The sequence below is a fragment of the Micromonospora sp. CA-244673 genome (genome assembly GCF_050948395.1).
Taxonomy (GTDB): domain Bacteria; phylum Actinomycetota; class Actinomycetes; order Mycobacteriales; family Micromonosporaceae; genus Micromonospora.
This window is the reverse complement of record NZ_CP192019.1, coordinates 5,544,784-5,566,052: the sequence shown is the minus strand read 5'-3', so window position 1 is coordinate 5,566,052 and position 21,269 is coordinate 5,544,784. Positions and strand designations below refer to the sequence as shown.

General features: G+C 75.4%; 19 protein-coding genes. 12 read left to right on the top strand and 7 right to left on the bottom strand.

What is annotated here, in order from left to right; all coding sequences use genetic code 11:
* Positions 1-75: 75 nt before the first annotated feature.
* On the bottom strand, positions 76-1,350 hold the full coding sequence (locus ACQP12_RS25350; protein ID WP_433282566.1) for a M48 family metalloprotease: 1,275 nt from the start codon (positions 1,348-1,350) through the stop codon (positions 76-78).
* 62 nt (positions 1,351-1,412) lie between these two features.
* Entirely contained in the window at positions 1,413-1,841 is a 429-nt protein-coding gene (locus tag ACQP12_RS25345; protein WP_357939607.1) for a hypothetical protein, read from the bottom strand.
* Positions 1,842-1,995: 154 nt separating this feature from the next.
* On the opposite strand from ACQP12_RS25345, the gene ACQP12_RS25340 reads away from it, so the two are divergent.
* From ACQP12_RS25340 to ACQP12_RS25320, 5 genes are all read left to right on the top strand, one after another.
* Positions 1,996-2,202 (top strand): hypothetical protein, encoded by a 207-nt coding sequence (locus ACQP12_RS25340; RefSeq protein WP_357939609.1) that lies wholly within the window; start codon positions 1,996-1,998, stop codon positions 2,200-2,202.
* Positions 2,203-2,279: 77 nt separating this feature from the next.
* Complete coding sequence (locus ACQP12_RS25335) at positions 2,280-2,903, top strand: histone (protein ID WP_433282563.1); 624 nt, start codon at positions 2,280-2,282, stop codon at positions 2,901-2,903.
* Positions 2,904-2,974: 71 nt separating this feature from the next.
* The gene (locus tag ACQP12_RS25330) at positions 2,975-4,411 is read left to right on the top strand and encodes an RNB domain-containing ribonuclease (protein ID WP_433282561.1); all 1,437 of its coding nucleotides are present in this window, start codon (positions 2,975-2,977) and stop codon (positions 4,409-4,411) included.
* A 73-nt stretch (positions 4,412-4,484) separates the two neighbouring features.
* Positions 4,485-5,183 carry an NADPH-dependent F420 reductase gene (gene npdG / locus ACQP12_RS25325; protein WP_357939615.1) on the top strand — a complete coding sequence of 233 codons (699 nt, stop codon included), beginning with the start codon at positions 4,485-4,487 and terminating at the stop codon, positions 5,181-5,183.
* A 33-nt stretch (positions 5,184-5,216) separates the two neighbouring features.
* A complete protein-coding gene (locus ACQP12_RS25320; protein ID WP_433282558.1) occupies positions 5,217-5,417 on the top strand; it encodes a VOC family protein in 201 nt (66 codons plus the stop codon).
* A 45-nt stretch (positions 5,418-5,462) separates the two neighbouring features.
* On the opposite strand, the gene panB is transcribed toward ACQP12_RS25320, so the two are convergent.
* Complete coding sequence (panB, locus tag ACQP12_RS25315; RefSeq protein ID WP_357939619.1) at positions 5,463-6,308, bottom strand: 3-methyl-2-oxobutanoate hydroxymethyltransferase; 846 nt, start codon at positions 6,306-6,308, stop codon at positions 5,463-5,465.
* A 129-nt stretch (positions 6,309-6,437) separates the two neighbouring features.
* Positions 6,438-8,198, bottom strand: a complete 1,761-nt coding sequence (locus ACQP12_RS25310) for an NAD+ synthase (protein ID WP_433282556.1) — start codon at positions 8,196-8,198, stop codon at positions 6,438-6,440.
* Positions 8,199-8,348: 150 nt separating this feature from the next.
* On the opposite strand from ACQP12_RS25310, the gene glnA reads away from it, so the two are divergent.
* From glnA to ACQP12_RS25295, 3 genes are all read left to right on the top strand, one after another.
* Positions 8,349-9,698, top strand: coding sequence for a type I glutamate--ammonia ligase (gene glnA / locus ACQP12_RS25305; RefSeq protein WP_357939623.1), 1,350 nt, complete (start codon positions 8,349-8,351; stop codon positions 9,696-9,698).
* 76 nt (positions 9,699-9,774) lie between these two features.
* Entirely contained in the window at positions 9,775-10,467 is a 693-nt protein-coding gene (locus tag ACQP12_RS25300; protein ID WP_433282554.1) for a helix-turn-helix transcriptional regulator, read from the top strand.
* Between the two features lie 105 nt (positions 10,468-10,572).
* A complete protein-coding gene (locus ACQP12_RS25295; protein WP_433282552.1) occupies positions 10,573-10,944 on the top strand; it encodes a VOC family protein in 372 nt (123 codons plus the stop codon).
* A gap of 137 nt (positions 10,945-11,081) precedes the next feature.
* On the opposite strand, the gene ACQP12_RS25290 is transcribed toward ACQP12_RS25295, so the two are convergent.
* Entirely contained in the window at positions 11,082-11,546 is a 465-nt protein-coding gene (locus tag ACQP12_RS25290; protein WP_433282550.1) for a hypothetical protein, read from the bottom strand.
* A 181-nt stretch (positions 11,547-11,727) separates the two neighbouring features.
* Between ACQP12_RS25290 and ACQP12_RS25285 the strand changes: the two genes are divergently transcribed.
* Complete coding sequence (locus ACQP12_RS25285) at positions 11,728-12,612, top strand: virginiamycin B lyase family protein (RefSeq protein ID WP_433282548.1); 885 nt, start codon at positions 11,728-11,730, stop codon at positions 12,610-12,612.
* A gap of 29 nt (positions 12,613-12,641) precedes the next feature.
* On the opposite strand, the gene ACQP12_RS25280 is transcribed toward ACQP12_RS25285, so the two are convergent.
* Positions 12,642-13,571 (bottom strand): S66 peptidase family protein, encoded by a 930-nt coding sequence (locus ACQP12_RS25280; RefSeq protein ID WP_433282546.1) that lies wholly within the window; start codon positions 13,569-13,571, stop codon positions 12,642-12,644.
* A 65-nt stretch (positions 13,572-13,636) separates the two neighbouring features.
* Here ACQP12_RS25280 and ACQP12_RS25275 point away from each other — a divergent pair, with 65 nt between their 5' ends.
* The gene (locus ACQP12_RS25275) at positions 13,637-14,404 is read left to right on the top strand and encodes a type 1 glutamine amidotransferase (protein ID WP_433282545.1); all 768 of its coding nucleotides are present in this window, start codon (positions 13,637-13,639) and stop codon (positions 14,402-14,404) included.
* A 1-nt stretch (position 14,405) separates the two neighbouring features.
* Positions 14,406-17,429, top strand: a complete 3,024-nt coding sequence (locus ACQP12_RS25270) for a bifunctional [glutamine synthetase] adenylyltransferase/[glutamine synthetase]-adenylyl-L-tyrosine phosphorylase (protein WP_433282543.1) — start codon at positions 14,406-14,408, stop codon at positions 17,427-17,429.
* Between the two features lie 679 nt (positions 17,430-18,108).
* Here the strand turns inward: ACQP12_RS25270 and ACQP12_RS25265 are convergent.
* A complete protein-coding gene (locus ACQP12_RS25265) occupies positions 18,109-19,806 on the bottom strand; it encodes a hypothetical protein (protein WP_433282541.1) in 1,698 nt (565 codons plus the stop codon).
* Positions 19,807-19,851: 45 nt separating this feature from the next.
* Here ACQP12_RS25265 and mptB point away from each other — a divergent pair, with 45 nt between their 5' ends.
* A complete protein-coding gene (mptB, locus tag ACQP12_RS25260) occupies positions 19,852-21,267 on the top strand; it encodes a polyprenol phosphomannose-dependent alpha 1,6 mannosyltransferase MptB (RefSeq protein ID WP_433282540.1) in 1,416 nt (471 codons plus the stop codon).
* The last annotated feature ends 2 nt before the right edge of the window (positions 21,268-21,269 follow it).

Below are 21,269 nucleotides of genomic sequence, written 5' to 3'. Positions count from 1 at the left end.
CGGCCCGCGACGCGACGGACCGGCCCGGGTCGACGTCAGCCGGCCACCACCGGAACCGGCCGGCTCCCGGCGAGGTCAGCCGGCCCAGCTCACGATCCGGCCGGCCCGCTCGTAGTGCCGGGCCAGCTCGGCGTCGATCCGCTCGGCCCGGGCGTCGGTGAGCACCACGGCGGGGTCCTGCCAGGACCGCGCCGTGAGCATCCGGTGGCGCAGGCCGGCCGGGGGATGGGTGGCGAACAGCGACATCTCCTCCCGCACGGAGAGCTGGCGCACCAGCGGCAGCCGGTCGTTCGCGGCGGCCAGCGAGCGGGCCGTCCCGGCCCGCCAGGCCGCCGGCCCGTGTCCGCCCCGGGCGGCCTGGCGCACCACCAGCGCCACCGACTCGGTGCTGAGCAGCACGTCGAGCAGGCGGGTCGCGCCCGCCGTGCCGGCCGCCCGGGCGGCCATCTCGTCGGCCAGGTACTCGGCCCGTTGGCTGCCGCGCAGCGCGGTGGCGGCCAGCGCCAGGTGGCCGACGAAGAGCAGCCGGGACAGCGTCCCGGACAGGATCCGGCCCAGCCACTCGCCGATCAGCGCCAGCAGCCCGACGCCGTACGTGCCGGGCGCCGGCCGGAACAGGTCGGCGGCGATGCCGAGCATGTTCAGCGCGGGTTGGGTGAGCGGTCCGCGCCGTACGTCGCCGTTGACGAAATGGCCCAGCTCGTGACCGAGCAACGCCACGCGCGCCGGCCCGTCGAGAGCGCCCCACAGCGGCAGCCCGAGGCACAGCAGCCGCCGCCGGCGCGGGCCCACGGCGGTCGCGTACGCGTTGAGGTCGCTGTCGACCCCCAGCACGTGCGGCACCGGGGCGCCGATGCTGCTCGCCACCTCCTCGACGAGGGCGTGCAGTTCGGGCGCCTCGGCGCGGGTGAGCACGTCCACGTCCGGCGGGACCCGGCCGAAGCGCGGGCGCAGCACCAGCGCCAGCCCGATCAGCGCCAGCCCCACGACGATGGCGAAGTTCGGGAACGGGAACGCGATCAGCAGCCACACCCCGAGCACCGCGACGGCCAGCACCCCGACCAGGAGCAGGATCGAGATGCCGACGGTCAGCGCGCCGGCCAGGCTCCACCCGGTCGACCCCAGCGGCCGGCCGGCCAGTGCCGCGTACTGCTGGCGGGTCAGCCGGGTGGCCAGCCGGTGGGTCCGCCGGTCGATCCAGGACCAGCCCAGCTCGGGCGCCTGGCGGGCCCGGTCGTATCCGTCGAGGTTCCACTCGCAACCGGCGCACCAGGGCAGCGCCTCGCGGATCGACACCGTCGCCGCCCCGCACTCCGGACACGCCCCCGGGCCGGCCATTGTGGTGATCATGAGCGGTGATCCTGTCCGGACCCGGCCGCCGGTGGTACCGGCCGTTCGGGGGAGAGCGCCGGTCAGCCCGGGCAGGGCAGCCGTTCCAGCGGGGCGGGGGCGGCCCCCGGGCGCACCGACTGGGCGAAACAGGCGGCGGCCTCGGCCCGCTGCCAGCCGAACACGGACGCGGCGGTCTTCGCCACGCGTACCCGGAAGACCAGCCGGACCTCGGCGGCGCCCACGGCCGCCGAGAGGACCTCGACGCCGTCCACCGTGTCGGCGGCGACCCGCAGGTCGGCCTCCCGCGCCGCCGGCTCCGCGAGCAGAACGGCCCGGGTGCGTTGGGCGGTGGCCGTCACCTCCCGGTCGGCCCGGCGTTCCAGCCGGTGCTGGGACCGGTCACGCAGCAGCGGGACCCCCACCGTCAGCCCGACCGCCACGAGCCCCGCCAGCGCCACGCCGGCCACCAGGCCCCGCCGGCGTGCCGACCGTCCTCCCCCGAACCGCACCCCGGGATTGTGCGCCCTCGACCCGGCACCCGGCTGCCCCGTCTTCGGCCGTTCCGGCCCGGAACCGCCCTGACCAGGTCTACTGTGGAGGACATCGGCGACTATTTACGGCGTTCCGGTGGCGGCCGGGCGCTTCGCGGTGCACAGTGATCGCATGAGCGACGACGGACGTGGTGGCGGGCACTACTACTGGTGCACCCGTCACCACCGGGTCGAGACCGATGCCGACGTGTGTCCCGCGAAGCACGTTCTCGGACCGTACGCCTCAGCCGCCGACGCGGAGAACGCCCTGCAGCAGGTGCGGCAGCGCAACGAAGCGTGGGAGGCCGAGGACGCCCGTTGGGCCGGGGAGGACAGGTAGACGGCGCGGGACGGCCCGCGTCGAGGTGATCCGTGCTCCGCGAGGGCGAGAGCACGTCCCCAGGAAAGGGAACCGAGATGGCCGAAGCACAGCAGGCCACCCGCCCGGCCGCGAAACGGACGACCGCGAAGAGGACCACCGCGGGCAGGACGACGGCCACCAAGGCGTCCCCGAACGCCTCCGGCGCCGGCGCCGGCCGGGTGCCGGCGAAGAAGGCCGCCGCGAAGAAGGCGACCGCCCGGAAGGCCGTGTCAGCGGCGCGGAAGGCGCCCGCCAAGAAGGCGCCGGCCACGAAGACCACCGCCAAGAAGGCGCCCGCCAAGAAGGCCACCGCGAAGAAGACCACCGCGGCGAAGAAGACCACCGCGGCGAAGAAGGCGCCAGCCAAGAAGACCACCGCGGCGAGGAAGACGACGACCGCGGCGAAGCGGACCACCGTGGCGAAGAAGGCCCCGGCCAAGAAGACCACGGCCGCGAAGAAGACCACCGCCGCCAAGAAGGCGCCCGCCAAGAAGGCGCCGGCCAAGAAGACCACCGCCTCGACGCGCCCCGCGGCGCGCAAGACGGCGGCGAAGAAGGCGCCCGCCAAGAAGGCCACCGCGAAGAAGACCACCGCGGTGAAGAAGGCGCCGGCCAAGAAGACCACGGCCGCCAAGAAGACCACCGCGCGCAAGGCGCCGGCCCGCAGGTCCGCCGCCTGACGGCGGGCGTCCGCCGCTGACCGGCGCGCGCCGGTCAGCGGATCACGCGGGGCGCTGTCAGGATTGACCCCGTGGTGATCCGACGCGTACTGGCGCCCCGCATCGACTTCGGCGCGCTGCGCCGCGAGCTGGGACTTCCCGAAGACTTCCCGGCCGCGGCGCAGCGCGAGGCCGACGCGGCCGCCGCCGCGCCGCTGCCCGCCGTGGCCGACCGGACCGACGTCCCCTTCGTCACCGTCGATCCGGCGACCTCGCGCGACCTCGACCAGGCCATGCACCTCGCCCGCCGTCCCGGTGGCGGTTTCCGCATCCGGTACGCGATCGCCGACGTGTTCACCCACGTCCGCCCCGGCGGGGCGCTCGAGGCGGAGACCTGGCGCCGGGGGCAGACCGTCTACCTGCCCGACGGGAACGTGCCGCTGCACCCGCACACGCTCAGCGAGGGGGCGGCCAGCCTGCTGCCCGACGCCGACCGGGCGGCGGTGCTGTGGACCATCGACCTCGACGCCGACGGCGGCACGGTCGCCGTCAACCTGGAACGGGCCCGGATCCGCAGCCGGGCCAAGCTGGACTACTCCGGGGTGCAGCGCGACGCCGACGCCGGCCGGCTGCCCGAGCCGATCGCCCTGCTGCCCGAGATCGGCGCCCTGCTCACCGCCCGTGGGCTGCGCCGGGGGGCGATCAACCTGCCGCTGCCCGAGCAGGACGTCGAGCCGGACGGCGACGGCTGGCGGCTGGTGCTGCGCGGGCCCGGCCCCATGGAGGAGCACAACGCCCAGATCTCCCTGCTGACCGGGATGGCCGCCGCCGACCTCATGCTGGCCGGCCGGGTCGGCCTGTTGCGCACGATGCCGCCGCCCCGGCCGGAGGCGGTCGACCGGTTGCGGCTGGCCGCCGGGCCGCTCGGCGTGCCCTGGCCGGCCGGCGCCACGGTCGGCGCGGTGCTCGCCGGGCTGGACGCCTCGCAGCCCCGGGCGGCGGCCTTCGTCGACCAGGCCGCCGAGCTGATGCGCGGTGCCGCGTACACGGCGTTCGACGGGGAGCTGCCCGAGCAGCCGGAGCACGGCGGGGTGGCCGCCGCGTACGCCCACGTGACGGCGCCGCTGCGCCGGCTCGCCGACCGGTACGCCACCGAGGTCTGCCTGGCCCTGCACGAGGGCCGGGAGGTGCCCGAGCACGTCCGCGCCGCGCTGCCGAAGCTGCCCGAGGTGATGGCGACCACCGACCGGACCGCGTCCGCGGCCACCCGGGGCGCGGTGGAGCTGGCCGAGGCGGTGCTGCTGGCGCACCGGGTGGGCGAGACCTTCGAGGCGGCAGTGGTGGACGTCGACGAGCCGCGCCCGGCGGGCAACGGCCGTCCGGGGCGCCCGCCCGGCGGCACCGTCGCCCTGGACGAGCCGCCGGTGCGGGCCCGCTGCACCGGCGACCTGCCGCTCGGCGAGCGCGTCCGGGTCCGCCTGACCGTCGCCGACCCGGACCAGCGCAAGGTCGCCTTCGAGAAGGCGTGAGCCCGCGGAGCGCGGGGATTGTCACAGCGCCCGGCCGCGCCGCCGTGCGGTGACCTTTGCGAGGATGACCCGTATGGCTTACGACGCGACCACGCTGCCCGACGTCTCCGGGCTGACCGTCGGCATCATCGGTGGCACCGGCGACCAGGGGCGGGGTCTCGCCTACCGGTTCGCCCGGGCCGGGCAGACCGTGCTGATCGGCTCCCGCGCCGCCGACCGGGCCGCCCAGGCCGCCGCCGAGATCGCCGCGCTGCCCGGCGTGCCGGCCGGCGCCGCCGTGTCCGGCGCGGACAACGACGAGGTCGCCCGCCGCAGCGACGTGGTGATCGTGGCGGTGCCGTGGGACGGGCACGCCGCCGTCGTCGGTGCGCTGGCCGGCCCGCTCGCCGGCAAGATCGTCATCGACTGCGTCAACCCGCTCGGCTTCGACAAGCAGGGCCCGTACGCGCTGACCGTGGCCGAGGGCAGCGCCGTCCAGCAGGCCGCCGCGCTGCTGCCCGACTCCCGCGTCTGCGCCGCCTTCAACCACGTCAGCGCGCCCCTGCTGGCCGACCCGGAGGTCGACCGGATCGACCTGGACGTGCTGATCTGCACCGAGGACCGCGAGCTGGTCGGCGTGGTCGCCGCGCTGGCCGCCCGGATCCCGGGGATGCGGGGCATCTACGCCGGCCGGCTGCGCAACGCCCACCAGATCGAGGCGTTCACCGCCAACCTCATCGCGATCAACAAGCGCTACAAGGCGCACGCCGGCATCCGCGTCACCGACCTGTGACGTCGTACCCGTGCGGCACCATCGCCGCATGGAATGGCAACTGGTGATCGACTGTCGGGAGCCGGCGGCGGGCGCGCCGTGCCGCTCGCCGAGCGGCGGTCCCGCGTGGACGCCGAGGTGGCCCGGCTGACCGCCCTGGGCGCCTGGGTGCTCGGCGGGATGGACGTGCCGGACAACGACCACTACTCGTTCCAGCTGGCCGACCCGGAGGGCAACGAGTTCTGTGTGGTCTGACCGGCCGGGCGGCGCGGCCCGCGGGCCGCGCCGCCCGGCGAGCGGTCAGAAGGTGTGCTCGGCGGCGGGGAACTGGCCGCCGCGCACCTCCTCGGCGTAGCGGCGGGTGGCGTCGGTCAGCGCGCCGGCCAGGTCGGCGTAGCGCTTCACGAAGCGCGGGGCCTTCCCGGTGCGCAGCCCCGCCATGTCCTGCCAGACCAGCACCTGCCCGTCGGTGTCCGGGCCGGCGCCGATGCCCACCGTGGGGATGGGCAGCTCGGCGGTGATCCGCTTCGCCACCTCGCCGGGCACCATCTCCAGCACCACGGCGAAGGCGCCCGCCTCGGCCACCGCACGGGCGTCGGCGATCACCTCCTCGGCGGTGTCGCCCCGGCCCTGCACCCGGTAGCCGCCCAGGGTGTGCTCGCTCTGCGGGGTGAAGCCGATGTGCGCCATCACCGGGATGCCCGCACCCACGATCGCCTCGATCTGGGCGGCGCAGCGCCGGCCGCCCTCCAGCTTCACGGCGTGGCAGCCGCCCTCCTTCATGAACCGCACCGCGGTCCGCAGCGCCTGCGTCGGCCCCTCCTCGTAGGAGCCGAAGGGCAGATCACCGACGATCAGCGCCTGCCGGGTCGCCCGCACCACCGCGCGGACCAGGGGAAGCAGCTCCTCGGCGGTCACCGGCAGGGTGGTCTCGTAGCCGAAGACGTTGTTCGCCGCGGAGTCGCCGACCAGCAGCACCGGGATCCCCGCCTGGTCGAAGATCGAGGCGGTGTACTGGTCGTACGAGGTGAGCATCGCCCAGCGCTCGCCGCGCTCCTTGGCGGCGATCAGGTCGCGGGTGCGGACCCGTCGGGTGGCCGGCCCGCCGTAGAGGGCGGTCACCTCGGTCGGGGTGGACTCCACCATGACTCTCTCCTTCCTCGAGGCCGCGTTCGCGGTCCCCGGGTTCCGCCGCGATCGTCGCACCGGGGCACCGGCCGGGGGCAGGGCGGAGTGGAGGATTTCACTCCCGGCGGCGGGCCCGCCGGGCGCGGATCAGCCGTCCTCGCGCCAGCGGTTGGTGACCGGCAGCCGCCGGTCCCGGCCGAACGCCTTCATGGAGATCTTGGTGCCGGGGGCGGACTGCCGGCGCTTGTACTCGGCGGTATCCACCATCCGCAGCACCCGGTCGACGATGGCCGGGTCGTGGCCGGACGCGACCAGGCCCTCCCGCCCCAGGTCGCCGTCGACGTAGCCGATCAGGATCGGGTCGAGCACGTCGTATTCCGGCAGGCTGTCGCTGTCGAGCTGGCCCGGGCTCAGCTCGGCCGACGGCGGCTTGCCGATCGAGTTCTCCGGGATCGGCGGCGTCTCACCGCGCCGCTCGGCATCGGCGTTGCGCCACCTGGCCAGCCGCCAGATCAGCGTCTTCCAGACGTCCTTGACCGGGTTGTAGCCGCCCACCGAGTCGCCGTACAGGGTGGAGTAGCCCACCGCCAGCTCGCTCTTGTTGCCGGTGGTGAGGACCAGGTGGCCCTCCTGGTTCGACAGCGCCATGAGGATCACGCCACGGACCCGGGCCTGGAGATTCTCCACGGCCACGCCGGAGAGCGACAGGTTGGCCAGGAAGGTGTCCACCATGGGCTGGATCGGCTCGATCCGGAAGTCGAGGCCCGTGCGCTTGGCCAGCTCCTCGGCGTCGGCGCGGGAGTGCTCGGAGGAGTGCTGGCTGGGCAGCGACACCCCGACCACCCGCTTCGCGCCGAGCGCGTCGACGGCCAGCGCCGCCACCACCGCCGAGTCGATGCCGCCGGACAGGCCGAGCACCACCGAGGGGAACCGGTTCTTGTTGACGTAGTCGCGCAGGCCCAGCACCAGCGCCTGCCAGACCTCCGCCTCGTCGGCGACCGGCGCGAAGATCCCACCGACCGCGACCTCGCCCGCGGGTGCCGCCGGGAGCATGTCGCTGACCTTGGCCCGGACGATCCGCATGTCGTCGGCGACCTCCTCGCCGCCGACCGGCTCCCCGGCCCGCGGCAGCTCCACGTCGTGCACCAGCAGGTGCTCGACGAACTGGGGCGCCCGGGCGAGCAGCGTGCCGTTCGCGTCGACGATCATCGAGTCGCCGTCGTAGACCAGCTCGTCCTGGCCGCCGACCATGTTCACGTACGCGATGGTGGCGCCCGCCTCGGCCGCCCGGCGGCGGACCAGCGGCAGCCGGATGTCGTCCTTGTTCAGCTCGTAGGGCGAGCCGTTGATGTTGAGCACCAGCCCGACGCCCGCCTGCCGGGCCACCGCGAACGGGCCGCCGGCCTGCCACAGGTCCTCGCAGATGGTGAGCGCGACGTCCACCCCGCCGATCCGGACCACGGTGAGCGCGTCACCGGAGACGAAGTAGCGGTCCTCGTCGAACACGCCGTAGTTGGGCAGGTGGTGCTTGAAGTAGGTGGCGGCCACCGCCCCGCCGTGCAGCAGCGCGGCCGCGTTGCGGGCCCCCCGGCCCGGCTCGGCGTCGGCGCTCACCTGCGGCGGGCCGTCCGCGTCCAGGTAGCCGACCAGGACCGGCAGGTCACCGAGGCCGTCGGCGGCCAGGTCGGCGGCGAGCCGGTGCAGCGCGGCCCGCGAGGCGGCGACGAAGGACCGGCGGAAGACCAGGTCCTCGACCGGGTAGCCGGTCAGCATCAGCTCGGGGAAGAGAGCCAGCTGGGCGCCGGCGTCGGCCGCCCTGCGGGTCCAGTCGCGGACCATGCCGGCGTTGCCGGCGATGTCGCCGACCGTCGGGTCGACCTGGCACAGGGCGAGACGCAGGGTGGGCATGACCTCATCTTGCCCCAGCCGGAGGGCCCGAATCCGACCGGACGCGGGAGACGCCGGGGGCGTAACGTCGGCGTAACGAGCCCGGTGGAGACTGGGCGGTCAGGCCCGGCCGGCCGACCGGCGCGGACGTACGTGTCACGAGGGGTGGAAGTGGACCGTCAGCAGGAGTTCGTCCTCCGTACGCTGGAAGAGCGGGACATCCGGTTCGTCCGGCTGTGGTTCACCGACGTGCTCGGCACGCTCAAGAGCGTGTCGGTGGCCCCGGCGGAGCTGGAGGCGGCCTTCGAGGAGGGCATCGGTTTCGACGGCTCGGCCATCGAGGGCTTCGCCCGGGTCTTCGAGTCGGACATGGTCGCCATGCCCGACCCGACCACCTTCCAGGTCTTCCCCTTCGAGGGCGGGGTCAGCGGCGAGAGCGCCCGGATGTTCTGCGACATCCTGCTCCCCGACGGCAGCCCGTCCTGGGCCGACCCGCGGCACGTGCTGCGCCGGGCGCTCTCCCGGGCCGCCGAGAAGGGCTTCACCTTCTACACCCACCCCGAGATCGAGTTCTTCCTGCTGGAGAACGGCCCGCAGGACGGCTCGCTGCCGATCCCCGTGGACACCGGCGGCTACTTCGAGCACACCACCCACGCGGTGGCCCGCGACTTCCGGCGGCAGGCGGTGCTGGCGCTGGAGCGGATCGGCATCTCGGTGGAGTTCAGCCATCACGAGGTGGCCCCCGGCCAGCAGGAGATCGACCTGCGCTACGCCGACGCGCTCACCACCGCCGACAACATCATGACCTTCCGGCATGTGGTGAAGGAGGTCGCCCTCTCCACCGGGGTGCAGGCCAGCTTCATGCCGAAGCCCTTCACCGACCAGCCGGGCAGCGGCATGCACACCCACCTCTCGCTGTTCGAGGGGGAGCGCAACGCGTTCCACGACGCGGGCGACCCGATGAAGCTCTCCAAGGTGGCCAAGTCGTTCATCGCCGGGCTGCTCACCCATGCCCGGGAATACACCGCCGTCACCAACCAGTGGGTCAACTCCTACAAGCGGCTCTTCCCGCAGGCGCTGCCGGACCGGATCACCGAGAGCCCGGCGTACGTCTGCTGGGGTCACCTGAACCGGTCCGCGCTGGTCCGGGTGCCCGCCTACGGCAAGCCGAACTCGGCCCGGGTCGAGGTCCGCTCGCTGGACTCGGCGACCAACCCCTACCTGGCGTTCGCGGTCATGCTCGGCGCCGGCCTCAAGGGCATCGAGGAGGGCTACGAGCTGCCGCCGGGCGCCGAGGACGACGTCTGGTCGCTGAGCACCGCCGAGCGCCGCGCCATGGGCTACCCGGCGCTGCCGGAGAACCTGGCCGAGGCGATCGACGTGATGGCCGGTTCCGAACTGGTCGCCGAGGTGCTCGGCGAGCACGTCTTCGACTTCTTCCTGCGCAACAAGCGGGCCGAGTGGGAGCAGTACCGCCGCGAGGTCACCCCCTACGAGCGGCAGCGTTACCTGTCGCTCTAGATCAGGGCGGGGGAGGCGCTGTCGCCCGTGGCACCACGCGCCTGAGCGTGTCGTACCGGGGGCATAGCCTCCGGGCGTGAACCGCACCGACCGTCTCTACGCCCTCGTGGAGGAGCTGCGGGCGGTGTCGCCGCGGCCGCGCAGCGCCCGGTGGCTGGCCGGCCGCTTCGAGGTCAGCACCCGCACCATCGAGCGGGACATCACCGCGTTGCAGGGTGCCGGGGTGCCGATCTGGGCCGAGCCGGGCCGCACGGGTGGCTACGTGGTCGACCGCGCGCGCACCCTGCCGCCGGTCAATCTGACCCCCGGCGAGGCGGTGGCCATGGCCGTCGCGCTGCACCGGCTGGGCGGCACGCCGTTCGCCCCGGCCGCCGCCGCGGCGCTGCGCAAGCTCGTCGCCGTGATGCCGCCCGCCGACGCCGCCGAGGCGCACCGCCTCGCCGGCCGGGTGCACCTGATCGGCGGCGGTCCGGCCGCGCCCGTCCCGGCCGCCGTCGCCGACGCGGTCGCCGCCGGCCGCGTGCTCCGGCTGCGCTACGCGGACCGCGCCGGCGCGACGTCGGCCCGCGACGTGGAGCCGCTGGCCTACCTGGGCAACGCGACGCACTGGTACCTGGTGGGCTGGTGCCGGCTGCGCGACGGGCTGCGCTGCTTCCGCACCGACCGGATCGTCGGGGTGCACCCGCTGGCCGAGCCGGTGACCCGCGAGCTGAGCCCCGACGACCTGGACATCCCCGCCGGGCGGGTGCGTCCACTGAGCCTGGTCTGATTCCCGGATTCCCGGGAAACACCGACAGGACGGTGTCGCGCCGGTCGCCGAGGCTTATTCCTGACGACGCCGGCCGACCGGCCGGCACGAACCTCAGGAGGAAACATGTCCAGCACGCCCGTGACCTGGTTCGAGATCGGCTCCGACCGTCCGGCGGAGGTCGAGCGCTTCTACGCCGACCTGTTCGGCTGGACCTTCGAGGAGCAGGGCGGCCCGGGGGCGTCGTACCGGCAGACGGCCGCCGGCGGGGAGCGCGGCATCGGGGGCGCGATCCGGGCCACCGACGGCAGCTCGCCGAACTACGCGATCTTCTACGCCGAGGTCGCCGACGTGGCGGACACCTGCCGGCGGGCCGAGGCGGCCGGCGGCAAGGTGCTGGTGCCGCCGCGCAGCGCGCCGAGCGGCCTGACCCACGCCCAGCTGCTCGACCCGTCGGGAAACCACCTCGGCGTCTTCACCCCGCCCGCCGGCGGATGAGCGTTCGGGTGCGTTTGTTGTCGAGCCGACGACAACAAACGCACCCGAAGCTGCACGTCAGTGGGTGGCCCCGCCGGGGATCGGAAGCCGGCCGGGAAGGAGGTGCGGCCGGTGAGGAGTCGGCGGGGCCACCCCGGTCACCTGCCCCAGCGGCCGTCCCCGCCGCGGTGGCCGTGACCGCCCGGGCCCGGGAAGACGCCGGCCTCGGCGGCCTTCAGCACCGCGTCGGCCTGCTCCTGGGTGAGCTTGCCGTCCTTGACGGCCTGGTCCAGCCGGTCCTTCAGCGCGGCCTGCCGGTCCTCGGTCGACGGCCGCTCGGGCCGGTCGGCCTGGCGCTGCTCGCGCAGCTTCTCCAGCGCCGCGGTGACCTTGTCGGCCGGGACGCCCAGTTCCTTGGCGAGCGCCTCGGCGAAGTCGGCCTGCCGGTCGGCCCGCTGCTGCTGTCGGTCGGTGCCCTGGTCGGTGCTCGTGCTGGCGCTCGGGCTCGGGCTCGGGCTCTTGTCGTCGGCGAGCGCCACCGTCGGGGCGGCGATCCCGACGCCGAGCACGCCGGCGGCGGCCAGGCCGGCCAGCAGGTGCTTCTTCGACATCCTGCGGATCATGCGGTTCTCCTGTTCGGTGGTGGTGCGATGACGTCACCGACAGTGACCGGCGTAGCTGGGGGCAACCCGTGGCGAACCTGTCAGCGCGCTGGCAATCGACCCCGGGAACCGGGACAAACCAGTTGCGACGGGCTGCTTCGGCCGGGAGTGTGGGCCGGTCACCGACGGAAGGCGAAGCCGCATGACGAACCCCTCCATCCGTGAGATCGAGCTGCCGGAACCAGGCTCCGGGCCGTACGGGATCACCACCGGCCCGGACGGCGCGCTCTGGCTGACGCTGGCCGGGACGGGCGGCGTCGCCCGGGTGGGCCCGGACGCGGAGGTGCGCACCTACCTGGCCGACCCCGCGGAGAGCCGCCCGCTGATCATCACCACCGGCCCGGACGGCGCGCTCTGGTACACCCGCTCCGGCGACGACCGGCTGGGCCGGATCACGGTCGACGGGACGACCAGCGCCGTCGCGCTCCCGCCGGGGACCGCGCCGTGCGGCCTCGCCGTCGGCCCGGACGACGCCCTCTGGTACGCCGGCATGGGCGACGACACCGTCGGCCGGGTCACCGTCGACGGGGCAGTCACCACCTTCGGACTGCCGGTCGCCAAGGGCTTCCCGTCGATGCTGGCCGCCGGGCCGGACGGCGCCCTCTGGCTCACCCTCAACCAGGCGAACGCGATCGCCCGGGTCGCCCTCGATGGTCAGGTGGCCCTGCATCCCCTGCCCACGGAGGCCGCCGGGCCGGTCGGCATCACCTGCGGCGGCGACGGGGCGCTCTGGTTCGTCGAGATCGCCGCCGGCCAGCTCGGCCGGATCACCCCGGACGGCCGGATCGACGAGTTCCCGCTGCCGGACCGTACGGCCCGCCCGCACGCCATCGTCGCCGACCCGGCCGGCGGCTGCTGGTTCACCGAGTGGGCCGCCAACCGCATCGGCCACATCGACAAGGCCGGCCACATCACCGGCTACGACCTGCCCACCCCGGGTTCGGAACCCCACGGCCTCACGGTGACCCCCGACGGAGCGGTCTGGATCGCCCTGGAAACCGGCGCGGTGGCCCACCTCACCCCATGATCGACGCGGGGTCGGGGGGTGGGGGCGGGTCAGCGGACGGCGGGGGTGACTGTGAGGGTGCCGGTGGTGGCGTCGAGGACTGCCGGGGTGCCTACCGGGACCGTCAGTTGGTCGGGGCCGTGGCCGATGGGGAGGCCGCCCAGGACGGGGACGCCGAGGTCGCCCAGGCGCTCGGCGAGCACGTCCGTGATCGTGGTGTCCCAGCCGTCGGCGCACTCGGTGAACTGGCCCACCGCCACCCCGGCGATCCCGTCCAGGGCGCCGCAGCGGCGCAGGTGGGTGAGCATCCGATCGACCTTGTACGGCGGCTCCTGCACCTCCTCGACCAGCAGCACCGCCCCGGTCAGGTCGGGCATGTCCGGGGTGCCGATCGACGCGGTGATCAGGCACAGGTTGCCGCCGAGCAGCCGCCCCTCCGCCCGCCCGGGCACCCGGACGGCGAACGTCTCCTCCTCCTTCACCGCCTCGATCGTCACCGGCTCGGTCGTCATCAGCGCGGCGTGCAGCGACTCCGCCGAGCGGAGCGGGGTGCGGTCGTCCCGCCACGCCGCCCCGGGGCCGTGCACGCCGGCCAGGCGGGCGCCCCGCCAGAGCGCGAACTGCAGCGCGGTGATGTCGGAGAAGCCCGCCACCACCTTCGGGTCGCGGCGGACCGCCGCCATGTCGACGAGGTCCACCACCCGCTGCGCGCCGTAGCCGCCCCGGGTGCAGATCACGCCGCGGATCTCCGGATCGGCGAAGGCGGTGTTCAGGTCGGCGGCCCGCAGCTCGTCGGCGCCGGCCAGGTAGCCCTGGCGGGCGTACGCGTGCGGCGCGGGCACGGGGCGCAGCCCCCAGCCGGTGAGCAGCTCGATGCCGCGGGCCACCCGCTCCGGCCGGGTCGGGCCGGAGGGCGAGACCAGCATCACCTGGTCGCCGGGACGCAGGGCCGGTGGGCGCAGGCAGTCGTCGGTGGGCACGACGGGAGCCTAGTGCGGCCGAGCCGGACCGGCCGTCGTCGGGCGTACCGGATAGCCTCGACGTCGTGGCGACCGCGCTGGTGATCGAGAACGACCCGACCGACGACCTCCGCCGCCTGGGGGAGTGGCTCACCGAGGGGGGCCTGGACCTGTGGGTCCTGCGCCCGCACGCCGGTGACGAGCTCCCGGCCGACCTCGACGGATACGTCGCGCTCGTGGTGCTCGGCGGCGAGCAGCAGGCCTATCCGCTGGCCGACGGGAGCCCCGGCGCGCCCTGGTTCCCCGCGCTGGAGGGGCTGCTGCGCAAGGCGGTCCGGCAGCGGATCCCCACCCTCGGGGTCTGCCTCGGTGGGCAGCTGCTGGCCGCCGCCCACGCCGGGCAGGTCGAGCGCAGCCCGTCCGGGCCCGAGGTCGGGCCCGGGGTGGTGGGCAAGCGGGACGCGGCCGAGAACGACCCGCTCTTCCGGTACGTGCCGCTGATGCCCGACGTGCTCCAGTGGCACAGCGACGAGATCACCCAGCTGCCGCACGGTGCCACCTTGCTGGCCGCCTCGACCCGCTACCCGCACCAGGCGTTCCGCCTCGGCGACCGGGCCTGGGGGCTCCAGTTCCACATCGAGTGCGACACCGCGATGATCGCCGACTGGGCCCGCGACTCCGAGCTGCTGGCCGAGCTGGGCTACGACCCGGAGCTGGTGGTGGCCGCCTGCGACCGGGTGATGGCCGACGTGGAGGAGGTCTGGCAGCCGTTCGCCGTCCGGTTCGCCGCTCTCGCCCTCGGTGAGCTGGAGGACGCGACCATCCGCCCCACCCTGCCGCTGCTCGGGCACTGAGATGACCCGACCGGCGCGGGGTCGCCTGGCCCGCTACGGGTTCGCCGAGGGCGACGGTGGGCCGCGTGCCGCCGACCTGCTCGGTCCGGACGGGCTGGGGCTGTGGCGGGTCGAGGAGCAGGAACCCGCCGACGAGGCGGCCGGCGAGCTGCTCGCCGCCCTGTCCCGGGCCGCCGACCCCGACCTGGCGCTGCGCCAGCTGCACCGCGTCGTCGAGGCGGAACGGCGCACCGGGGAGAAGCCGGCCGTGCTGGACGCGCTCGCCGCCGACCCGGGGCTGCGCCGCCGCCTGGTCGCGGTCCTCGGCGCCTCCTCGGCGCTCGGCGACCACCTGGTGGCCAACCCCGACCAGTGGCCCGTGCTGGCCACCGAGGCGGACGGGCTGGCGCCCTCCGCGGACGGCCGGCTCGACCTGGCGGCGGCCGCCCGGCTGACCGCCGCCACCGGCCCGATCCCGGCGCTGCGGCAGGCGTACCGGTTGGCGCTGCTGCGGATCGCGGCGGCCGACCTGACCGGCGGTCGCGGTCTGGAGCAGACCATGGCGGCGCTCTCCGGGCTCGCCGACGCCACCCTGGCCGCCGCCTACGGCATCGCCGTCGACGAGCTGCCGGAGGGCACGGCCCGGCCCCGGCTGGCCGTGGTGGCGATGGGCAAGTGCGGGGGCGACGAGCTCAACTACGTCTCCGACGTCGATGTCATCTTCGTCGCCGCCACCGACGACGACCTGGCCGCCGCGACCCAGGTGGCCACCCGGCTGATCCACATCTGTGGGCTGGTCGCCTGGCCGGTCGACGCCGCGCTGCGTCCCGAGGGCAACCGGGGGCCGCTGGTCCGCACCCTCGCCAGCCACCTGGCCTACTACCGCCGCTGGGCGCGCACCTGGGAGTTCCAGGCGCTGCTCAAGGCGCGGCCGGCGGCCGGCGACCTGCCGCTGGCCCGCGAGTGGATCGACGCGCTCGCCCCGCTGGTCTGGACCGCCGCCGAGCGGCCGGAGGCCGTCGAGGACGTCCGGGCGATGCGCCGGAAGATCATCGACCATGTTCCGCCGAAGGAGCTGGAACGCGAGATCAAGCGCGGCCCGGGCGGGCTGCGCGACATCGAGTTCGCCGTCCAGCTGCTCCAGCTCGTGCACGGCCGCGTCGACGAGTCGCTGCGCCCGCCGGGCACCATCCCCGCGCTGCGCGCCCTGGTCGCCGGCGGCTACGTCGGCCGCGCCGACGGGGAGGCGCTGCTGCGCGGCTACCGCTTCCTGCGCGGCGTCGAGCACCGCCTCCAGCTCCAGGGCCTGCGCCGCACCCACACGGTGCCGACCGAGCCGGCCGCGCTGCGCTGGCTGGCCGCCGCGCTCGGCTACGCGGCCACCCCGGGCCGCAGCGCCGTCGAGGAGTTCCGCGCCGAGTGGGTCACCCACGCCACCGAGGTACGCCGGCTGCACGCCAAACTGCTCTACCGGCCGCTGCTGGAGTCGGTCGCCCGGGTGCCGGCCGAGGGGCTGCGGCTCACCCCGGAGGCGGCCCGGCACCGGCTGGAGATCCTCGGTTTCGCCGACCCGGCCGGGGCGCTGCGGCACCTCCAGGCACTCACCGGCGGAGTGAGCCGCACCGCCGCCATCCAGCGCACGCTGCTTCCGGTGCTGCTCAGCGAGTTCGCCGACGCGCCCGAGCCGGACCGGGGGCTGCTCAACTACCGGCAGGTCTCCGACAAGCTCGGCAGCACCCCCTGGTACCTGCGCCTGCTGCGCGACTCCGGCCCGGTGGCCCGCCGGCTGGCCCGGGTGCTCTCCTCCTCCCGGTACGCCGCCGACCTGCTGGCCCGGGAGCCGGAGGCGCTGCGGCTGCTGGCCGAGGACACCGAGCTGACCCCGCGCCCGCGCGAGGTGCTCGGCGAGGGCTTCACCGCCGCCGCGGCCCGGCACGACGACCCGGTCGAGGCCACCCGTGCCGTACGCGCGCTCCGCCGCCGCGAGCTGGTCCGGCTCGCCTGCGCCGACGTGCTCAGCCGGGCCGGTGCGCTGGCCCCGCTCACCCCGCGGTCGCCGGACGGCGGTGGCCGGGTGCCCACCCTGGCGGACGTCACGGCGGTCGGGGCCGCCCTCTCCGACGTCGCCGACGCCACCCTGGCCGCCGCGCTGCGGACCGCCCGGGCCGCCCAGCCGGGGCCGCCCGGCCTGCGCTTCGCGGTGATCGGCATGGGCCGGCTCGGCGGGCGCGAGTCGAACTACCTCTCCGACGCCGACGTGCTCTTCGTCTACGACCCACCGCCGGGCGGGGACGAGCAGGGCGCGGCCGCCGCCGCCCACGCCGTCGCCGAGGAGCTGCGCCGGCTGCTCTCCGCGCCCGCCCCCGACCCGCCGCTCGGGGTCGACGCCGACCTGCGCCCCGAGGGCCGGCAGGGCCCCCTGGTGCGCAGCCTCGCCGCGTACGCCCAGTACTACGCCCGCTGGTCCAAGGTGTGGGAGGCGCAGGCGCTGCTGCGGGCCCGGTTCGTCTGCGGCGACGCCGACCTGGGCGCCGAGTTCGAGGCGATGATCGACCCGGTGCGCCACCCGGCCGACGGCCTGACCCGTGAGCAGGTGGTGGAGATCCGCCGGATCAAGGCCCGGGTGGAGACCGAGCGGCTGCCCCGGGGCGCCGACCCCGCCACCCACACGAAGCTGGGGCGGGGCGGGCTCGCCGACGTGGAGTGGGCGGTGCAGCTGCTCCAGCTCCGGCACGCCGGCCGGCTGCCCGCGCTGCGCGGCACGAGCACCCTCGCCGCGCTCGCCGCGGCCCGCGACGCCGGGCTGGTCGACCCCGAGGACGCGGCCGAGATGGCGGCCGGCTGGACACTCGCCGCCCAGGTCCGCAACGCGCTCATGCTGGTCCGCGGCCGGGCCGGTGACCAGCTGCCCCGGCACGGGGTGGAGCTGGCCGGCGTGGTGCGGCTGCTCGGCGGGGACGACCCGGGGGAGTTCCTCGACGAGTACCTGCGCACCGGCCGTCGCGCCCGGGCCGCCATGGAGCGGGTGCTCGACGCCCCGGCCTGACCCGCCGGCCTGCCGTCGGCGACAGTGGCCGTGCTGGTCCGGGCCTTCGACGGGGTGGCAGTGCCGGGCCCGGCCGTCGACGGGTTGGCCGTGCTGGCCCCGGCCGTGAGGTGGTCCTGCGGGCCTTTCGAGCTGCTGCGGCGAACGACTCGCCATCGGCGCCACTCGCGTGCCGTCGGCCCTGTGGGTCGGTGAGCAGTGAGTGGTCGGCGCGTCAGCTCGAAGGGCGCTCTCGGTGTCCGGCCGGGTCGCCTGCCTCCTCGCTGGCGGCTACGAACTTGATGACGTAGGTGGGTCACTCGCGTGCCCGTCGGCCCTGTGGGTCGGTCGGCGGTGAGTAGTCGGCGACGTCAGCTCGAAGGGTGCTTTCCACCGCCTGGGCGGGTCGGCCGCTTCCTCGCCGGCGCCTACAAACTTGATGACGTAGGTGGATCACTCGCGCCTGGGTCGGGTGCCTGCCCGGACTGAGTCGTCCACGTCATCAAGTTTGTAGCGGCTCGCGGCCCTTCGCCCGGCCGGCCTGGGTGTGCGTGGTGGCGTGCGGCGCGGTCAGGGTCGTCCACGTCGTCGAGCTGTAGGGGCTCGCGGCCCTTCAGGCGGCGGGCCGGCGCGAGTGTGCGTGGCGTTCAGGGGCGTCCACGTCGTCACGGTCGTAGCGGCGCGCGGGCCCCGAGCCGGGTCAGCCGCCGACGGTGTACGTGCCGGCGTGCGGGACTGTCACGGTCGTCCACTCGCCGGAGGGGGCGAGCGTGGCGCCGCCGGAGACGGTCAGCCAGCGGTCGTGGCGTACCCGCAGCGGCACCGGGCCGGGGCCGGGCGCGCGGAAGGTCACCGTGGCGGCGTCCTGGCGGATCAGCTCGCCGGGCGCGCCGACCAGCGGGGTCGGGTCGGCCACCGCGTAGAGCCGCCAGTGCGGGTCCGACCAGACCTCGGTGAGGTACGGCAGGCCGGCCCGCACCAGTTCCGCCTCGGGCCGCCCCACCCAGGACAGCTCGACGCCGGGCACGGCGACGTACTGCACCGCATTCTCCGCCAGCCAGGCGCGGTAGGTGTCCGCGGTCAGCGGGACCCCGGTGCCGGGCGCGCCGGGAACGGTGGTGAAGAAGAGCGGGTTGCGGGCGATGTCGGCCTGGCGCAGCCAGCCCCGTGCCAGCGGCACCTCGCCGAGGTGGGCGGCCTCCCAGTAGTTGCGGGTCGGCGGCACCTCCACCCGCCCGGTCAGCCCGCGCCGGTCCAGCTCGGCCCGCAGCGGCGCGAAGTACGCCGGCTCGGCCGTGGGATCGTCTGCGCTGGCCAGGTCGGCGGTGACCACGGGCGGCTGCCATACGCAGACCGCCGCCAGCAGCGCGGTCAGGCCCACCGCCGCCGCTGTCCGCCGCCATCGTGCCGGCACCGCCGGTGTCGGTCCGCTCGTCGGCACTGCGGGCGTCGGTGCGCCCGCCGCCGGTGTCGGCTCGGTGGCGGGCGTGGGCTCGCCCGCTGGGCCGGCGTGGTTACGTCCGGCCCGCCGGTTCGTCAGGCGGCGGGGGAGCGTCGCGGCGGCGGCCAGCACGGGCAGCGCGAACATCACCACGAGGCGGGTGGCGTTCAACCCGACCGGGGTGTGCAGGAGCGCCGCGGCCAGCACCCCGGCCGCCGACAGCAGCGCGCTCACCCGCACCGGCCGGTACGCCACCAGCGCGGCCACCACCAGGCTCGTCACCACGGCGTGCACGGTGTCGGTGCGGCTGATGTTCATCCAGCCGCCCTCGCCGAAGAACAGCCCGGTCACGGCCAGGGGCGCGGCGGCGGGCACGGCGAGCAGCAGGCCGTCGGCGTACCGGCGGGTGAGCAGCAGCGCGACACCGGCCAGGCCGACGAAGAGCCCGGCCACCGGGCTGGCCGCCGAGGCGAGCAGCGCGGCCAGGCCGGCCAGCGCGGCGCGCCACCACCGGGCGCGGCCGGCGGCCCCGGCGGGCAGGGTCAGCGCGAGCAGCGCGGCCAGGCCGAAGGTGACCCCGAGGGCGTACGTGACCCGGCCCGAGACCAGGTTGCCGGCGATCGTGAGCACCCCCACGAGGCTGCCCAGCAGCGGCCGGGGCACCCGGGCCCGGACCAGCAGGGCGGCGAACGCGGTGGCCGAGGCGAGCAGGGCGAGCGCGCCGGTGGGGCGGACCCCGAGCAGGGCCATCAGCGGCGGCGAGACGAGGCTGTAGCCCCAGGGGTGGACCCCGCCGTACCAGCGCAGGTCGATCAGGGCGGGCCCGTGTGCGGCGAAGAAGCCGGCCCGCGCCACCTGGGCGGACAGGTCCGAGCCGGTGGCCGGCAGGGTGAGATACAGCACGGCGAGGACCAGCGCGGACGCGGCGGACACCGCCACCACACGACCGCCCCGCATGCCCACCTCCTGATCGCGACCCACCGTACTGGCAGCATGTCCGGCGTGCCTCACCACCTCTCGCGCTGGATCGGCCCGGCGGGCTCGGTGCTGCTCGCCGTGGCCGCGTATCTCGGCGGCGCGCTGCCGCACGGAGAGCTGCGCCCCACCCCGGTCAGCATCTGGCAGGGCCCGAACGGGCCCCTGATCATCGCTCTCTGGCTGGTCGGCACCGCCCTGCTGGCCGGGGCCTGGTGGTCGCTGCGCGACCAGGCGCCGTCGACCCGCTGGGTGCTCGTCACGGTCGCCCTCTGGCTGCTGCCGATGCTGTTCACCCCGCCGCTGGGCAGCCGGGACGCGTACGCCTACGCCTGCCAGGGTGCCAGCTACTCGGCCGGGATCAACCCGTACGAGCAGGGCGTGTCGGCGCTGCCCTGCCCCTGGCTGGACACCATCTCCTACATCTGGCGGGACACCCCGGCGCCCTACGGGCCGCTGTTCGTGGTGCTCTCCGGGGCCGTGGTGTCGGCGGCCGGGTCGCTGGCCGGCAGCGTGGCGCTGTTCCGGCTGCTCGCGGTGGCCGGGGTGGCGCTGACCGCGTGGGCGCTGCCGGTGCTGGCCCGCCGCTGCGGGGTGCCGCCGCAGCGGGCGCTCTGGCTGGCGCTGGCCTGCCCGCTGGTCCCCGTGCACCTGGTCTCCGGGGCGCACAACGACGCGCTCATGGTGGGCCTGCTCGTCGCCGGGCTGGCCGTGGTGGCGGCCCGGCCGGGCCGACCGCTGCCGCTGCTCGCCGGTGGGCTGCTCCTCGGCCTGGCCGCCGCCGTCAAGGTCACCGCGCTGGTCGTGGTGCCGTTCGCCGCGCTCGCCGCGATCGTCGGGCCGTACCGGATCCGGGCGCTGGTCCGCGACGGCGCGTGGGTGGTCGGCGCGGCGGTGGCCACCGTGGTCGCCGTGACCCTCGCCGCGGGCCTGAACTTCGGCTTCATCAGCGGCCTGGAACAGGGCGGGCTCGTGGTGGCCTGGACCTCGCCGCCCACCGCGGTCGGGCAGACCGCCGGGTACGTGGCGGCGCTCTTCGGCGCGCACATCGACGCCCTCCCGGTCACCCGGGGGATCGCCGTGGTGGTGCTGGTGGCGGTGCTGGTCTGGCTCTGGTTCCGGGCGCTGCGCCGCGGGGAACCGTTCTGGCACGCCGGCCTGGCGCTGGCCGCGACGGTCGCGCTCTCCCCGCTGTTCCACCCCTGGTACTGGATGTGGCCCCTCACCGTGCTCGCCGCCACCGCCCGCCGGACCGGCTGGTTCGCGCTGGTGGCGCTCGTGTCGGCGTTCCTGGTCCTGGCCGACGGCACGGGCCTGCCCCGGTGGAGCAAGATGCCGGGCGCGCCCCTCATGACGCTGTTGGTGATCGTGGTGGTGGTCCGGTTGGTACGTTCGGCTCGGGCGGCCCGCCGGCCGGTCCCCGCCGACCGAGGAGCCGACTGAGA

Coding starts and splice junctions, on each gene's coding strand:
- ACQP12_RS25340 (WP_357939609.1), top strand. CDS start 1,996: ATGAGCGACGACGGACGTGGTGGCGGGCACTACTACTGGTGCACCCGT.
- ACQP12_RS25265 (WP_433282541.1), bottom strand. CDS start 19,806: ATGCGGGGCGGTCGTGTGGTGGCGGTGTCCGCCGCGTCCGCGCTGGTC.
- ACQP12_RS25320 (WP_433282558.1), top strand. CDS start 5,217: ATGGCAACTGGTGATCGACTGTCGGGAGCCGGCGGCGGGCGCGCCGTG.
- panB (WP_357939619.1), bottom strand. CDS start 6,308: ATGGTGGAGTCCACCCCGACCGAGGTGACCGCCCTCTACGGCGGGCCG.
- npdG (WP_357939615.1), top strand. CDS start 4,485: ATGGCTTACGACGCGACCACGCTGCCCGACGTCTCCGGGCTGACCGTC.
- ACQP12_RS25270 (WP_433282543.1), top strand. CDS start 14,406: ATGACCCGACCGGCGCGGGGTCGCCTGGCCCGCTACGGGTTCGCCGAG.
- ACQP12_RS25285 (WP_433282548.1), top strand. CDS start 11,728: ATGACGAACCCCTCCATCCGTGAGATCGAGCTGCCGGAACCAGGCTCC.
- ACQP12_RS25290 (WP_433282550.1), bottom strand. CDS start 11,546: ATGATCCGCAGGATGTCGAAGAAGCACCTGCTGGCCGGCCTGGCCGCC.
- ACQP12_RS25350 (WP_433282566.1), bottom strand. CDS start 1,350: ATGATCACCACAATGGCCGGCCCGGGGGCGTGTCCGGAGTGCGGGGCG.
- ACQP12_RS25310 (WP_433282556.1), bottom strand. CDS start 8,198: ATGCCCACCCTGCGTCTCGCCCTGTGCCAGGTCGACCCGACGGTCGGC.
- ACQP12_RS25295 (WP_433282552.1), top strand. CDS start 10,573: ATGTCCAGCACGCCCGTGACCTGGTTCGAGATCGGCTCCGACCGTCCG.
- ACQP12_RS25335 (WP_433282563.1), top strand. CDS start 2,280: ATGGCCGAAGCACAGCAGGCCACCCGCCCGGCCGCGAAACGGACGACC.